Genomic DNA, 12,767 nt, shown 5'->3' on the forward strand with positions numbered 1-12,767 from the left:
CATGTATATTTCTCGCTAAGCTAACTACTAGCCAAAGCAGCGAAGGAGGGAGTCCCCATGACCCTCATCGACATCGAAGAGGTCGTGCTCCTCGACGACGAAGGCCGAGCCATCGGCCGGGCACCGAAGTCGAGCGTGCATGGCGCGGACACCGCGCGCCACCTCGCTTTCTCGTGCCACGTCTTCAACGAGCGCGACGAACTCCTCGTTACCCGACGCGCCCTCTCGAAGCAGACCTGGCCGGGCGTCTGGACCAACTCGTTCTGCGGCCACCCGGCCCCGGCGGAGACACTGGTCCACGCGATCCGTCGACGCGGCGAGTTCGAACTCGGGCTCTCGCTCGACGGCATCGAGCCGGTGCTCCCGTTCTTCCACTACCGGGCGACGGATGCCTCGGGGCTCGTCGAGAACGAACTCTGCCCCGTCTACACGGCGTACGCGACATCCGAACTCGAGCCGCACCCCGGCGAGGTCATGGACTTCGCCTGGGTGCCGCCGCGACGCCTCGCCTCGGCGATCGAGCACGCGCCATGGGCGTTCAGCCCGTGGTTCGTGCTGCAGGCGCAACTGCTGCCGTTCCTCGGGGGCTCCCTCGAGCGGCGCGAGGCCATCGCATCATGATCGGCACGACCCTCGATCGACGGATCGGCGGCGACGCCATCGCCGTCTCGGAGTTCCTCGACGACTACTTCGCCCGACAGCTCGAACGCGCGGCGCGGCACGGCGACGACTACGTGCAGCTCTGGGTGGCCGCCCGCGACGGCGCCGCCGGCGGCAAGCGCATCCGTCCCGAGCTCGTGCTCGCCGCCCACGCCGCGTTCGCCGGCACGGGCACGGCGGAGTCCGTGCGGCTGGCGTCGGCGTTCGAGCTGCTGCACACCGCGTTCCTCATGCACGACGACGTGATCGACCACGATCTCGTGCGTCGGGGCGCACCCAACGTCGCCGGCCGCTTCGCGCTCGACGGGGTCGGCCGGGGGCTGCCGGTCGATCGGGCGAACGACTACGGCGAGGCATCCGCCATTCTCGCCGGCGACCTGCTCATCGCCGGCGCGCTGCGGGTGGTCGCCGAGCTCGAGGCACCGCGCTCGGTGCGTGCCACGCTGCTCGAGATCGTCGACGAGTGCGTCTTCCTCGCGGCGGCCGGCGAGCATGCCGACGTGCGGCACGCCGGTGCTGCCCCCGGCGAGCGCGACATCCTCGCCATGATCGAGAACAAGACCGCGTCGTATTCGTTCAGCGCGCCCCTCCAGGCCGGGGCGGTGCTCGGCGGGGCATCCGCGGCCTCGGTCGCACGACTCGGTGAGGTCGGCCGCCACCTCGGCGTCGCGTTCCAGCTGCGCGATGACGTGCTCGGCGTCTTCGGCTCGGCGACGGTCACCGGCAAGTCCTCGCTCTCCGACCTGCGCGAGGGCAAGGAGACGCTGCTCGTCGCCTACGCCCGCGTGCACCCCGACTGGGATCGCGCCGCCGCCGGATTCGGGAGCCCCGAGCTCGACGACGCCGGGGCGGCCCGGCTCCGACGTGCGATCGAGTCGAGCGGCGCCCGCGACCGCGTCGAGCGCCTCATCGATGCGCGCTGCGCCGCCGCCGCCGACGCAATCGCGGCGGCGGGCCTGCCGCACGGCCTGCGGGAGACGCTGACCGTGACGGCCCGCACCTGCACGGAGCGTGCGCGATGACCGCGGCGACCGGGCTGGCCCTCTACGACCGCACCGCGCACCTCGGCTCCGCACAGGTGATCTCGCACTACTCGACATCGTTCGGGCTCGCGAGCCGGCTGTGCTCGCGCCCGGTGCGCGACCACCTGGCCGACATCTACGCGCTCGTGCGCATCGCCGACGAGATCGTCGACGGCCCCGCCGAGGAGGCGGGACTCGCGCCCGTCGAGCGGCGCGCGATGCTCGACGCCCTCGAGGTCGAGACCGAGCAGGCGATCGCGCGCGGGTACAGCTCGAACCTCGTCGTGCACGCCTTCGCCCGCACCGCACGCACCACGGGGTTCGGGCGCGAGCTGACCCGACCGTTCTTCGCGTCGATGCGGCGCGACCTCGACCCGGTGGACTTCGACGAGGCCGAACTCCGCGAGTACATCCACGGCTCGGCCGAGGTCGTCGGGCTGATGTGCCTGCGTGCCTTCAGCGAGGGACTTCCCGACGACGCCGAGCGCGACGCGCGCTGGCAGCGCGGCGCCCGCCACCTCGGCGCCGCGTTCCAGAAGGTCAACTTCCTGCGCGATCTGGCCGACGACTACGGTTCCCTCGGCCGCCGCTACTTCCCCGGCATCGACCCGGCACACCTGAGCGAGGCCGACAAGCTGCGGCTGCTCGACGACCTCGATCGCGACCTCGCGATCGCCGGCGAGGTGATCGCCGAACTGCCGAGCGGATGCCGCAGGGCCGTCGCCGCCGCGCACGCCCTGTTCTCCGCCCTGTCGGCGCGGCTCCGCCGCACACCGGCGCGCGAGCTGCTCACGACCAGGATCAGGGTGCCGACGCCGCAGAAGCTCGTGCTGCTCGCCAGAGCCGCCGGCACGCGGCCGCGACGCCCGGCCACCACGCCCACGCCCGCGGCCGATCGGGCACCGCTGCCCGGGGCACCGGCATGAGCAGGGTGGCGGTCGTCGGGGGTGGCATCGCCGGCCTCGCCACCGCGGCGCTGCTGGCCCGCGACGGGCACGAGGTCACGGTCTACGAGGCGCACGACGGCGTCGGCGGTCGCGCCGGACGGTGGGACGCCCGAGGCTTCCGCTTCGACACCGGGCCGTCGTGGTACCTCATGCCCGAGGTGTTCGAGCACTTCTACCGGCTGATGGGCACGAGCGCCGCTGCCGAGCTCGACCTCGTACGGCTCGAGCCGGGCTACCGGGTGTTCTTCGAGGGCCGGGCGGAGCCGCTCGATCTCGTGGCCGACCGGGAGGCATCCGCTGCGTCGTTCGAGGCGATCGAGCCGGGCGCCGGGCGACGCCTCGAGGAGTACCTCGACTCCGCCGAGGAGACGACGCGGCTCGCGCTCGACCACTTCCTCTACAACGACTTCTCCTCGCCGGGCACCCTGCTCGTGCCGCCGGTGCTGCGGCGTCTCGGCCGCCTGGGCCGCCTCCTGCTGCAGCCGCTCGACCGCTTCATCGCCGGCAGCTTCGCCGACGATCGCCTGCGCAAGGTGCTCGGCTACCCCGCCGTGTTCCTCGGCACCTCCCCGTCGGCCGCTCCGAGCCTCTACCACCTGATGAGCCACTTCGACCTCGACGACGGCGTCTTCTACCCGCAGGGCGGCTTCCGCGAGGTCATCGACAGCGTCGCCCGACTGGCGCGGCGGGCCGGGGCCCGCATCGTGACGGACGCCCGCGTCACGAGCATCACCGTGGAGTCGGGCGGGGCGCGCGGCATCGTCCACGTCGATCGGGATGGCGCGGCGCACGAGGTCGAGGTCGACCTCGTCGTCTCGGCGGTTGATGTGCATCACACCGAGACGGCCCTGCTGCCTCCCGAGTCGCGAAGCCGATCGGATGCCTCGTGGCGCCGGGGCGACCCGGGGCCGGGCGCGGTGCTCGTGATGCTCGGCGTGCGCGGCGAGCTCCCGCAGCTGCTGCACCACTCGCTGCTGTTCACCGAGGACTGGGCGGCGAACTTCGATCGCATCTTCGGCAGCTCGCCCTCGGTGCCCGACCCGGCCTCCCTCTACGTGTGCCGGCCGAGCGCGACCGACCCGTCGGTTGCGCCGCGGGGCCACGAGAACCTCTTCGTGCTCGTGCCGGTGCCCGCCGACCCGGCCATCGGCCGCGGGGGCATCGACGGCGGCGGTGATGCTTCGGTCGAGCGCATCGCCGACGCCGCGATCGCCCAGATCGCAGCGTGGGCGGGCGTGCCCGACCTCGCGGACCGAGTCGTGGTGCGCCGCACCATCGGCCCGGGCGACTTCGAGTCCGACTTCAACTCGTGGCGCGGCTCGGCGCTCGGACCGGCGCACGTGCTGCGCCAGAGCGCCTTCCTGCGGGGGCGCACCGCATCGAGCACGGTGCGGGACCTGTACTTCGCCGGAGCGACCACGGTGCCCGGCATCGGCCTGCCGATGTGCCTCATCAGCGCCGAGCTCGTGGCGAAGGCGCTGCGCGGCGAGCGCGGTGCCGGCCCGATGGCCGAGCCCGAGGTGCGGCGGGTGCCGGCATGAACCTCGTCTACCTCGGCGTGCTGCTCGCCGGAATCGCGTGCATGGCACTGCTCGACGCCCGATTCCACCTGGTGTTCGGGGCGTCGGGTCGGCGCGTGCGGGCCATCGTCGTGCTCGCCGCCGGACTCGCGTTCTTCCTCGCGTGGGATGTCGCCGGCATCGGCCTCGGCATCTTCCACCGTGCCGAGAACGCGGTGAGCACCGGCATCCTGCTCGCCCCCGAGCTGCCGCTCGAGGAGCTCGTGTTCCTCGGGTTCCTCTGCTACCTGACACTGGTGCTCTACACGGGCGCACTGCGCCTGATCGCGGCGAGGGAGGTGCGCCCGTGACCTACGCAGTGCTCTCGGCCGCCTTCCTCGCGGCGGCGGCCGTCGTCGCCGCCCTCGGGTGGCGTCGGGCTCCGCACGGTCACGGGCGCGCCATGCTCGTCTCGGCGCTCGTGCTCGTCGTCCTCACGATCGCGTTCGACTCGATCATGATCGCGACGGGGCTGTTCGACTACGCCGATGCGCACATCTGGGGCGTTCGCCTCTGGCTCGCCCCGGTCGAGGACCTCGCCTACCCGATCGCCGGGGTCCTGCTCCTCAGCGGACTCTGGAACCTGGTGGGGGCACGAACCGATGTCGACTGAGACCAGCCGCCGCAGCGCGATCGGCGACCTCCTCACCGCGTCCCGTCCGCTGAGCTGGGTGAACACCGCGTTCCCCTTCGCAGCCGCGTACCTGCTCACGACCCGCGAGATCGACGTCGCGTTCATCGTCGGCACGCTCTTCTTCCTCGTGCCGTACAACCTCGCGATGTACGGCGTGAACGATGTCTTCGACTACGCCTCCGACGCCGCGAACCCGCGCAAGGGCGGTGTCGAGGGAGCACTCCTCGTGCCGGATCGGCATCGCATGACGATCGTCGCCGCCATCGCGACCTGCGCGCCGTTCGTCGTCGTGCTGCTCGCCCTCGGCGACCCGGCGTCGTGGGCCGTGCTCGCGGTGAGCCTCTTCGCGGTCGCGGCCTACTCGGTGCCCGGGCTGCGCTTCAAGGAGGTGCCGTTCCTCGACTCGCTCACCTCGAGCGTGCACTTCGTGAGCCCGGCGGTCTACGGGCTCGTGCTCGCGGGCGCCGCGTTCACCCCGCCCCTGCTCGCCCTGCTCCTCGCGTTCCTGGCCTGGGGCATCGCGAGCCACGCCTTCGGCGCCGTGCAGGACGTGGCACCCGACCGGGCCGCGGGCATCGCCTCGATCGCGACCGTGCTCGGGGCGCCCCGCACCGTTCGGTTCGCGATCGCCATGTGGGTCATGGCCGGCGTGCTCATGCTCGCCACGACATGGCCCGGCCCGCTCGCCGCAGTGCTCGTGGTGCCGTACATCGCCGCGGCCGCGCCGTTCGCCGGCGTCACCGATGCCTCGTCGGGTCGGGCGAACGCCGGGTGGCGATGGTTCCTCGCCATCAACTACGTCGTCGGATTCCTGGTGACCATGCTGCTCATCTGGTACGCCGCCATCACGGCATGACCCCGCGATGCCGCAGCATCCGCTCAGTGGAGCAGCCGCGTGAAGCGGAAGAACGCGAACTCCTCGATCGACAGCAGCTCGATGCCGGAGAACCCGGCCTCGCGGGCGTATCGCTCGAGGGTCGACTGGCGCATCACGGTTCCCGTGCCGACGGACCCGGGCACGGACAGCCCATCGGGCAGGCACATGAAGACGCTGTACCCGTACATGATGCGCTCGACGTCGTCGCCGTCGGGTGCGAACGCCTCGGCCACCGCCTCGTCCATGATCACGACCTCGCCGTCGCGCTTCACGGCCCGCCTGATCGAAGTCAGCACCTCGACCGGGAACGGCATGTCGTGCAGCGCCTCGAACACGAACGCCGCGTCGAAGACGGCCTCCTGCGGCATCCCCTCGCCCGCGACGTGGTGGAACCGAACCCGGTCTCCGACGTGCGCCTCATCGGCGTGCCTGCGAGCGGCGACGACCGATTCGGCGTCGACGTCGAAGCCCTCGACCCGCGCAGACGGGTACGCCCGTGCCAGGGCGATCGACGACCAGCCGTGCCCCATTCCGATGTCGGCGATGCGCGCGCCGGGCCGCGAGAGCACGTCATGCAGCGACGGAACGCTCGCGAGCGCGTCGCCGAGCCGGTGCAGGAACCACGGCCGGTTGATGTCGCCCTGCGCCGATCGCGCCTCATCGCCGAGCTGCGCCCACGAGACGCCCCCGCCCGACCGGTACGCCTCGAGCAGCGGCCCGAGTTGCGCGCCGACCGCGGCGATGAAGCGTCCGAGGGGAGTGACGTAGTCGAGCGAGTCGGGATTCACGAGGGCATCGGCATGCGCCGGCGGCAGGGCGAATCGGCGGGCGGATGCCCCGGGCTCGGCGTCGTCGGCGGTGAGGATGCCGTACACCGCCTGCTGCTCGAGCCACTCGCGTGCGTAGCGCTCGTGGGTTCCCGTTCGCTCGGCGAGCGTCGGCGGGTCGAGCGGCCCTCCGTCGGCGAGCGCACGGTACCAGCCGAGCCGATCGCCGAGGTGGATGCTGAGCAGTTCGAACGCTCCGAGCATGTCGCCGAAGACACGTTCCGCGAAGGCCGTCGTCGCATCGCCGTCTCCGGGCGCGGGCGTCGTGTCGGGCTGTTCCGTCATATCGACGGCTCCTTCCTTCCGGCCCGGCGCGGTCGCGTCAGGCGCCGATGAGGAGTTTCGTGGAGTGCTCGAGATGCTCGCGCACCGCCTCGGGTCCCCGCACCGGGAGCGCGTCGAGCAGCGCTCGGTGTTCGGCGACGAGGCTCTCGAGCGTGTAGTGCGGGCGCACGTGCAGCAGGAAGAGCAGCAGCTCGCTGCCGAGCGCGGCGTGCGCCTCGATGATGCGAGGGCTCGCCGAGGCCGCGACGATCGCGTGATGGAACTCGGCGTGCAGGCGCTCGACCTCGAGCCAGTCGATGCCCCCGCCTGCGTCGTCGGGGCCGTCGGCGGCGGCGAGTCGGTCGAGCGCGTCGAGCGTCGCTCGCGCCGGCGCCAGCACACCGTCGGGCCAAGCTTCGCCGTGGCGCTCGCCCGCGATGCGCACGGCCTCGACCTCGAGCGCGGCGCGGAGCTGCTGCAGTGCGATCACGTGGGCGCGATCGAAGCTCGCGACCCGCACACCGCGATACGCCTCCGCGACGGCGAGCCGCTCGGCGACGAGGCGCTGGAACGCGGCACGCACGGTGTGTCGGGAGACCCCGAACTGCTCGGCGGCCGCCTCTTCGCGGAGGGGCGTGTCGGGGGCGAGCACCCCGCTCAGGATCTCGGCCCGGATGAGCCCCGCGACGCGGTCCACGGTGGTGCCGGTGCCGGCTGCCACGGGCGCCCCGGCGCCCCCGCTCATCCCCGGGTCACCCGGGTCTTGTGCTGGCATCGGCATCGCGGCATCCGCTCGCTCTGGCTCTGTACCGGCTCGTCGGCTCGATCAGTCGAGCTTCGACCGCACGACGAGCCACACGCCGATGCCGACGGCGGCCACGACGCCGACGGCGACGACGACCGCCGCCACCGGCTGCTCGTCGGCGAACCGGCGGAGCTTCCGCCTGGCGCGCTCGGTGCGGATGCCGACCTGCTTCGGCACGTTGAGCTTGTCTTCGAGGGCGTTCAGCGTCTCGGCGAACTCGGCGCGCGCCTGCTGCGAGGCGACCTTCGCCTGCACGCGCGTGAGGTTGCGCTCACGGGCGGCGGTGTCGCGCTTCGAAGGGCGGGGGCCGGGGGCGTCAGTAGCGGCGGTCATAGTCACCCGTTCCCTTCAGGGCGTCGAGGTCGGCCTTCAGGCTCTCGACCGATTCGAGGGGCTCCGAACCCCGCTTGAAGTTGACGTAGGCGATCCACAGCAGGATCGCGATGATCAGGAGCAGCACGCCGGAGACGGTGAGCGCGGCCGCCCACGCGGGCATCACGAGTGCGAGCGCGAAGATCGCGGTGGTGATGAGCGTGAACAGCAGGAAGACGCCGACGACGGCGGCGCCCGCCACGAGCCCCGAGCCGATGCCGAAGTGCTTGACCTTGTAGGAGACCTCGGCCTTGATCTGGTCGATCTCGGCGCGCACGAGCGACGAGATCGTGTCGGGCAGGTCGCCGATCAGCGTGAAGAGTGAGCGGTCGTCGTTCGAGGGCGCGGTCATCGCAAATCACCACCGGTGGTCAAGAGTCGGATGCGGCGGGCTTGGCCTTGCCCGTCGTGCTGCGCTTCGCCGGGGCGCGCTTCGCCGTGCTCTTCGCGGTGCTCTTCGCACCGGATGCTGCGGAGGAAGCGACCTCTGCGGCGTCGTCGATCGCGTCGTCGAGCGCGGAGGCCGCGCTGTCGACGGCGGACTTCGCTGCGGCAGCGGTCTTCGAGACGTTCTGCTTCGCGGTCTTCGCCGCGCCGCTGACGTCGTTCCTGGTGGCGCCCGCGCCGCGGGTCGCGTTGCCGATGAACGACTTCACGCCGTCGAGCACGGTGTCGGAGAGGTCGCCGACCTTGTCGGCCGCGAACCCCTTCACGGTGTCGACGCCCTGCTGCACCGCCGGCGTGTTCCACACGCCCTCAGCCGCCTTGCGGATCTGCTCGTAGCGCTCTCGACCGGCACGCGTACCGAGCACGTAACCGACCCCGAGCCCCACGACGAAGAGGATCTTGCCTTTCATGTGCACCCCATCTCCCCCTGTGGTTCACCACAGCGACCTTTCAAGCGTAGACCCCGCACGAGGCCGCGCAAGGGGGTTGCGTCGAAATATTCCGTTTCGGCTATGCGTTGCCGTCGGGCTGCACGCGACGGTGCCTGATCCGGCGCGCCGCCTCGAGCGCGTGCGGCACGACCGAGGCGAGACCGGTGCCGGCGACCCATGATCCGGTCGCCTCGATGCCGGGCTCCGCGGCGAGCGCGTCCTCGAGGGCGTGCACCCGCTCGCGCTGGCCGATGGTCGCCTGCGAGATGGCGTCGCGCCACACGGTGCGACCCGAGGCGCGGAGCATCCGCTCATCGAGGGGCACCCCGAGGAGCAGTGCGGCATCGGCGAGCGCGAGCTCGGCGACCTCGGCGTCGGAGCGCCCGTCGAGCGGGTTCGCCGCACCTGCACGCCCGTATGAGAGGCGCACGACGTGGCGACCGCCGGCCTGCTCGGCGAGCCACGACCACTTCGCGGTCGAATGCGTGAGGGCCTTCGCCGTCACCCCGGGCGCGTCGGCGGCGACGAGCACGCCGGTGCCGCGCGGGGCGGCATCGAGCTCGGGGGCGTCGAGCACGAGGGTGACGAGTTCGACGGATGCCGCGGGGGGCCACGCTCCGTCGTCGGAGTCGCTCGTGTGCGTCCAGCCGTCGAGCGCGTCGTCGACGAGGGCGAGGGCCGCGTGGCCGGAGGCCGCGAGCACGACGTCGGGAGCGGTCACGAGCAGTCCGCCCGCCTCGGTCGTCGCGGTGACGCGCCATCCGGATGCCGCGTCCGACGACGCGGTGTCGCGTTCGCGGGTCGCGGCATCACGCTCGAGCCCGGTGACCTCGGCGCCGCGCACGATCGTGACGTCGAAACGGGCGAGCTCCCGCTCGAGGGCGTCGACGAGGCGATGCATGCCGCCCCGGATGCCCCGCACGGCGGTGCCGGCCTTGCGCTCCTCGAGGAGTTGCCCGACGCCGCCGGAGAGCGAGCCGGTACGGGTCATCGCCTCGTTGAGTCCGGGGGCGACGATGTCGAGGTCGAGGTCGTCGGGATTCGCGGAGTAGACGCCGGCGGAGATCGGGGTGACGAGCCGGTCGAGCACGGCCTGGCCCATGCGCGAGCGAACGAGCTCGCCGAGGCTGCGGGCCCGGCCGATGGTGAGGATCGGCTTCACCCGATCGACGTAGGCGCGGATCGCTCCGTTCCAGCCGATGATGCGGCGCACGTCGTCGCCGAGCGGGTTCGACGGGATGCCGAGCATGCCCGTCTTCGGCAGGGGCGCCGCGTCGAGGCCCTCCTTGCCGGGCATCACGAGCCAGGCGCCCGCAGGGTTCGGGTTCTCGACCTCGGCCTCGAGGCCGAGGGACCCGAGCAGTTCGGCGACGGTGCCGCCGCGGGTCGCGAACGACTCGGCTCCGCTGTCGAGGCTCAGGCCGTCGAGTTCGATGCGGCCGACGCATCCGCCCAGTTCGTCGCGGCGCTCGAGCACGGTGACCTGCAGGCCGACCTTCGCGCACTCGAGTGCGGCGACGAGGCCCGCGACGCCGCCGCCGATCACGACGACGTCGGCGGTCGCGCGTTCGACGACGGGCGCTGCGGCCGGGTCGGCTGCGGGCACGGCGCCGGGTGCCGTCCCCGGCGTCATCGCGTCGCTCATGCCGAGGCCTCGTGCACGAGCTCGGCGACGCGCGTCAGCACGGTCGGGTCGGTCTCGGGCGGCACGCCGTGGCCGAGGTTGAAGACGTGGGCGGGGGCCGCCTCGCCGCGTCGCAGCACGTCGCGGACGGCGGCCTCGAGCACGGGCCACGGGGCGGCGAGCAGCGCCGGGTCGAGGTTGCCCTGCAGCGGCACGCCCTCGCCCACGCGCGCCGCGGCGACGTCGAGCGGGATGCGGTAGTCGACGCCGACCGTGTCGACGCCGATGCCGTGCATCGCGCCGAGCAGTTCGCCGGTGCCGACGCCGAAGTGCACGACGGGCACGCTGCGGGTGGACGGGGCGCCCGAGGCATCCGTCGTCTCGTAGGCGAGGTCGTGCACGTGGGCGAGGGCCGCCGCCGATGCGGGGGCGACGTGCGTCTCGTAGTCGGCGAGCGAGATCGCGCCCGCCCAGGAGTCGAAGAGCTGCGCGGCGGATGCCCCGGCCAGCACCTGCGTGCGCAGGAAGCGGCCGGTGAGCTCGGCGGTCCAGTCCATGAGCGCACGCCAGGCTCCGGGGTCGGCGTGCATGAGGGTGCGGGCGGCGAGGTGATCCTTCGAGGGGCCGCCCTCGGTGAGGTACGCCGCGAGTGTGAACGGCGCGCCGGCGAAGCCGATGAGCGGGGTGCTCCCCCTGCTGGCCGAGCCGGTCGAGACCGACCCGGCGGGCACCGTCGTGTTCAGCTCGGCGACCGTGCGCGCGACGGCCTCGGTGATGGGGGCGGATGTCTCCTCGAGCCGTGCAGGGTCGATCGCCGTGAGTTCGGCGACGCCCGCGGCATCCGCGTAGGCCCGGCCGAAGACCGGCCCGCGACCCGGCTGGATCTCGACGTCGACTCCCACGAGCTTCAGCGGCACGACGATGTCGCTGAAGAAGATGCCCGCGTCGACCTTGTGGCGGCGCACGGGCTGCAGGGTGATCTCGCTCGCCATCGCGGGGTCGAGGCAGGCGTCGAGCATGCGGGTGCCGACGCGGAGGTCGCGGTACTCGGGCAGCGAGCGACCGGCCTGGCGCATGAACCAGACGGGAGTGGCGTCGGCGCGCTCTCCCCGGTATGCGCGCACGAGTCGCGAGTCGGAGGTCAGGCCGGCGGAGAGCGGATGCTGCGGGGAGAGGATCACGCCTGACATTGTCTCGCATCGGGCTGAGTGAAGATCGGCGATCGGATGCAGCACCAACGACAACTGACATCGTCGCGTATCAGGCGGGGGAACCCACGCGACGTGCAACAGATCTATTGCACTTCTCGCTGATCGGTGCAACACTCATGTTGCACATGCGTTGCACATCACCGCGCACGGCACTCGAGGAGGACGCATGAACGGCACGACCACCGGATCACTCGACCGGATCGAACAGCAGATCGACATCGACGCCTCGGCGGAGCGCGTGTGGGAACTCGTGTCGACCGCCGGTTGGTGGATCAACGACGACCGCATCGTCGAGCACCGCATCGAGGAGCAGGGCTCGCGCGTCGTCGTGCACGACGAGAAGCACGGCGCGTTCACGCTCGCGATCGAGTCGCTGGACGCCCCGCGGTACGCCGCCTTCCGCTGGTTCAACGCGACGCCGACAGCCGCCGAACCCGACGCCGAGCGCGACCCGCGCGTCTCGACGATCGTCGAGTTCTGGATCGAGGAGCGCGCCGACGGCGGCGTCGTGCTGCGCGTCGCCGAGAGCGGCTTCGAGGGGCTCGACCGGAGCTCCGAGGAGCGTCGCCGGATGTTCGACGAGAACACCGAGGGCTGGGCCATCGAGCTCGGGTTCGCGCGCGACCACATCGCGAACGAGCTCGCGGCGGGCCGATGACGCCGAGCACCGAGCGCCTGGGCACCGAGAGCCTCCCCGCCGCGTTCGCCGCCCTGGGCGACGACACGCGGTGGAAGCTCCTGCAGCGACTCGGCACCGCGCCCGCCTCGGCCACGGCACTCGCGGCCGACCAGCCGATCAGCAGGCAGGCCGTCGCCCGGCATCTCGAGGTGCTCCGCGAGGCCGGGCTCGTCGAGACCGAGATCCACGGCAGAGAGGTGCGCTACCGCGCGATCGGATCGCGCCTGAGCGCTCTCGCCCGTGACCTCGACACCCTCGCCCAGGGCTGGGAGCGCCGGCTGCGCACGATCAAGGCGGCGGCGGAGGGATAGGCGCGGTCCACGCGGTTCGCCCGGCGCGGTGGCGTTCGCCCGCGCCGGGCGAACCACTCGGCCGATTCGTTCGGAAGCCTTACATTCGCGCTCCCAT

The 12,767-nt window shown here is 72.1% G+C and carries 16 protein-coding genes; 9 read left to right on the forward strand and 7 right to left on the reverse strand.

Annotated features, from left to right (window positions below; all coding sequences use genetic code 11):
* The first annotated feature begins 57 nt into the window (after positions 1-57).
* The 7 genes from idi to JOE59_RS15050 are packed head-to-tail and all read left to right on the forward strand — an operon-like array spanning position 58 to position 5,678.
* Positions 58-621, forward strand: coding sequence for an isopentenyl-diphosphate Delta-isomerase (idi, locus tag JOE59_RS15020; RefSeq protein WP_204461777.1), 564 nt, complete (start codon positions 58-60; stop codon positions 619-621).
* Positions 618-1,682 (forward strand): polyprenyl synthetase family protein, encoded by a 1,065-nt coding sequence (locus JOE59_RS15025; protein WP_204461779.1) that lies wholly within the window; start codon positions 618-620, stop codon positions 1,680-1,682. Before idi ends, JOE59_RS15025 begins: the two co-directional genes overlap by 4 nt.
* Entirely contained in the window at positions 1,679-2,608 is a 930-nt protein-coding gene (locus JOE59_RS15030; protein WP_204461781.1) for a phytoene/squalene synthase family protein, read from the forward strand. Before JOE59_RS15025 ends, JOE59_RS15030 begins: the two co-directional genes overlap by 4 nt.
* Entirely contained in the window at positions 2,605-4,170 is a 1,566-nt protein-coding gene (gene crtI, locus JOE59_RS15035) for a phytoene desaturase family protein (protein WP_204461783.1), read from the forward strand. Before JOE59_RS15030 ends, crtI begins: the two co-directional genes overlap by 4 nt.
* On the forward strand, positions 4,167-4,499 hold the full coding sequence (locus tag JOE59_RS15040; protein WP_204461785.1) for a lycopene cyclase domain-containing protein: 333 nt from the start codon (positions 4,167-4,169) through the stop codon (positions 4,497-4,499). Before crtI ends, JOE59_RS15040 begins: the two co-directional genes overlap by 4 nt.
* The gene (locus JOE59_RS15045) at positions 4,496-4,801 is read left to right on the forward strand and encodes a lycopene cyclase domain-containing protein (RefSeq protein WP_204461794.1); all 306 of its coding nucleotides are present in this window, start codon (positions 4,496-4,498) and stop codon (positions 4,799-4,801) included. Before JOE59_RS15040 ends, JOE59_RS15045 begins: the two co-directional genes overlap by 4 nt.
* Positions 4,791-5,678 carry a prenyltransferase gene (locus JOE59_RS15050; protein ID WP_204461796.1) on the forward strand — a complete coding sequence of 296 codons (888 nt, stop codon included), beginning with the start codon at positions 4,791-4,793 and terminating at the stop codon, positions 5,676-5,678. The genes JOE59_RS15045 and JOE59_RS15050 overlap by 11 nt, the downstream gene beginning before the upstream one ends.
* Positions 5,679-5,701: 23 nt before the next feature.
* On the opposite strand, the gene JOE59_RS15055 is transcribed toward JOE59_RS15050, so the two are convergent.
* From JOE59_RS15055 to hemE, 7 genes are all read right to left on the reverse strand, one after another.
* Positions 5,702-6,811: a class I SAM-dependent methyltransferase gene (locus tag JOE59_RS15055; protein ID WP_204461798.1), complete on the reverse strand. Its 1,110-nt coding sequence runs from the start codon at positions 6,809-6,811 to the stop codon at positions 5,702-5,704.
* A 37-nt stretch (positions 6,812-6,848) separates the two neighbouring features.
* Positions 6,849-7,571 carry a GntR family transcriptional regulator gene (locus tag JOE59_RS15060; protein WP_239560290.1) on the reverse strand — a complete coding sequence of 241 codons (723 nt, stop codon included), beginning with the start codon at positions 7,569-7,571 and terminating at the stop codon, positions 6,849-6,851.
* A 45-nt stretch (positions 7,572-7,616) separates the two neighbouring features.
* Entirely contained in the window at positions 7,617-7,928 is a 312-nt protein-coding gene (locus tag JOE59_RS15065; protein WP_204461800.1) for a DUF3618 domain-containing protein, read from the reverse strand.
* Complete coding sequence (locus JOE59_RS15070; protein WP_204461802.1) at positions 7,912-8,319, reverse strand: phage holin family protein; 408 nt, start codon at positions 8,317-8,319, stop codon at positions 7,912-7,914. The genes JOE59_RS15065 and JOE59_RS15070 overlap by 17 nt, the downstream gene beginning before the upstream one ends.
* Positions 8,320-8,338: 19 nt before the next feature.
* Entirely contained in the window at positions 8,339-8,824 is a 486-nt protein-coding gene (locus tag JOE59_RS15075; RefSeq protein ID WP_204461804.1) for a hypothetical protein, read from the reverse strand.
* Between the two features lie 100 nt (positions 8,825-8,924).
* On the reverse strand, positions 8,925-10,490 hold the full coding sequence (gene hemG, locus JOE59_RS15080) for a protoporphyrinogen oxidase (RefSeq protein WP_239560298.1): 1,566 nt from the start codon (positions 10,488-10,490) through the stop codon (positions 8,925-8,927).
* Positions 10,487-11,659 (reverse strand): uroporphyrinogen decarboxylase, encoded by a 1,173-nt coding sequence (hemE, locus tag JOE59_RS15085; protein WP_204461806.1) that lies wholly within the window; start codon positions 11,657-11,659, stop codon positions 10,487-10,489. Before hemE ends, hemG begins: the two co-directional genes overlap by 4 nt.
* Before the next feature lie 187 nt (positions 11,660-11,846).
* Here hemE and JOE59_RS15090 point away from each other — a divergent pair, with 187 nt between their 5' ends.
* Complete coding sequence (locus tag JOE59_RS15090; protein ID WP_204461808.1) at positions 11,847-12,338, forward strand: SRPBCC family protein; 492 nt, start codon at positions 11,847-11,849, stop codon at positions 12,336-12,338.
* Entirely contained in the window at positions 12,335-12,670 is a 336-nt protein-coding gene (locus JOE59_RS15095; RefSeq protein ID WP_204461817.1) for an ArsR/SmtB family transcription factor, read from the forward strand. The genes JOE59_RS15090 and JOE59_RS15095 overlap by 4 nt, the downstream gene beginning before the upstream one ends.
* Positions 12,671-12,767 lie beyond the last annotated feature (97 nt).

The organism is Agromyces cerinus (genome assembly GCF_016907835.1).
GTDB classification, from domain to species: Bacteria; Actinomycetota; Actinomycetes; order Actinomycetales; family Microbacteriaceae; genus Agromyces; species Agromyces nitratus.

Coding starts and splice junctions, on each gene's coding strand:
- JOE59_RS15075 (WP_204461804.1), bottom strand. CDS start 8,824: ATGAAAGGCAAGATCCTCTTCGTCGTGGGGCTCGGGGTCGGTTACGTG.
- crtI (WP_204461783.1), top strand. CDS start 2,605: ATGAGCAGGGTGGCGGTCGTCGGGGGTGGCATCGCCGGCCTCGCCACC.
- JOE59_RS15065 (WP_204461800.1), bottom strand. CDS start 7,928: ATGACCGCCGCTACTGACGCCCCCGGCCCCCGCCCTTCGAAGCGCGAC.
- JOE59_RS15055 (WP_204461798.1), bottom strand. CDS start 6,811: ATGACGGAACAGCCCGACACGACGCCCGCGCCCGGAGACGGCGATGCG.
- JOE59_RS15095 (WP_204461817.1), top strand. CDS start 12,335: ATGACGCCGAGCACCGAGCGCCTGGGCACCGAGAGCCTCCCCGCCGCG.
- hemG (WP_239560298.1), bottom strand. CDS start 10,490: ATGAGCGACGCGATGACGCCGGGGACGGCACCCGGCGCCGTGCCCGCA.
- JOE59_RS15025 (WP_204461779.1), top strand. CDS start 618: ATGATCGGCACGACCCTCGATCGACGGATCGGCGGCGACGCCATCGCC.
- JOE59_RS15070 (WP_204461802.1), bottom strand. CDS start 8,319: ATGACCGCGCCCTCGAACGACGACCGCTCACTCTTCACGCTGATCGGC.
- JOE59_RS15050 (WP_204461796.1), top strand. CDS start 4,791: ATGTCGACTGAGACCAGCCGCCGCAGCGCGATCGGCGACCTCCTCACC.
- JOE59_RS15040 (WP_204461785.1), top strand. CDS start 4,167: ATGAACCTCGTCTACCTCGGCGTGCTGCTCGCCGGAATCGCGTGCATG.
- JOE59_RS15090 (WP_204461808.1), top strand. CDS start 11,847: ATGAACGGCACGACCACCGGATCACTCGACCGGATCGAACAGCAGATC.
- JOE59_RS15030 (WP_204461781.1), top strand. CDS start 1,679: ATGACCGCGGCGACCGGGCTGGCCCTCTACGACCGCACCGCGCACCTC.
- idi (WP_204461777.1), top strand. CDS start 58: ATGACCCTCATCGACATCGAAGAGGTCGTGCTCCTCGACGACGAAGGC.
- hemE (WP_204461806.1), bottom strand. CDS start 11,659: ATGTCAGGCGTGATCCTCTCCCCGCAGCATCCGCTCTCCGCCGGCCTG.
- JOE59_RS15060 (WP_239560290.1), bottom strand. CDS start 7,571: ATGCCGATGCCAGCACAAGACCCGGGTGACCCGGGGATGAGCGGGGGC.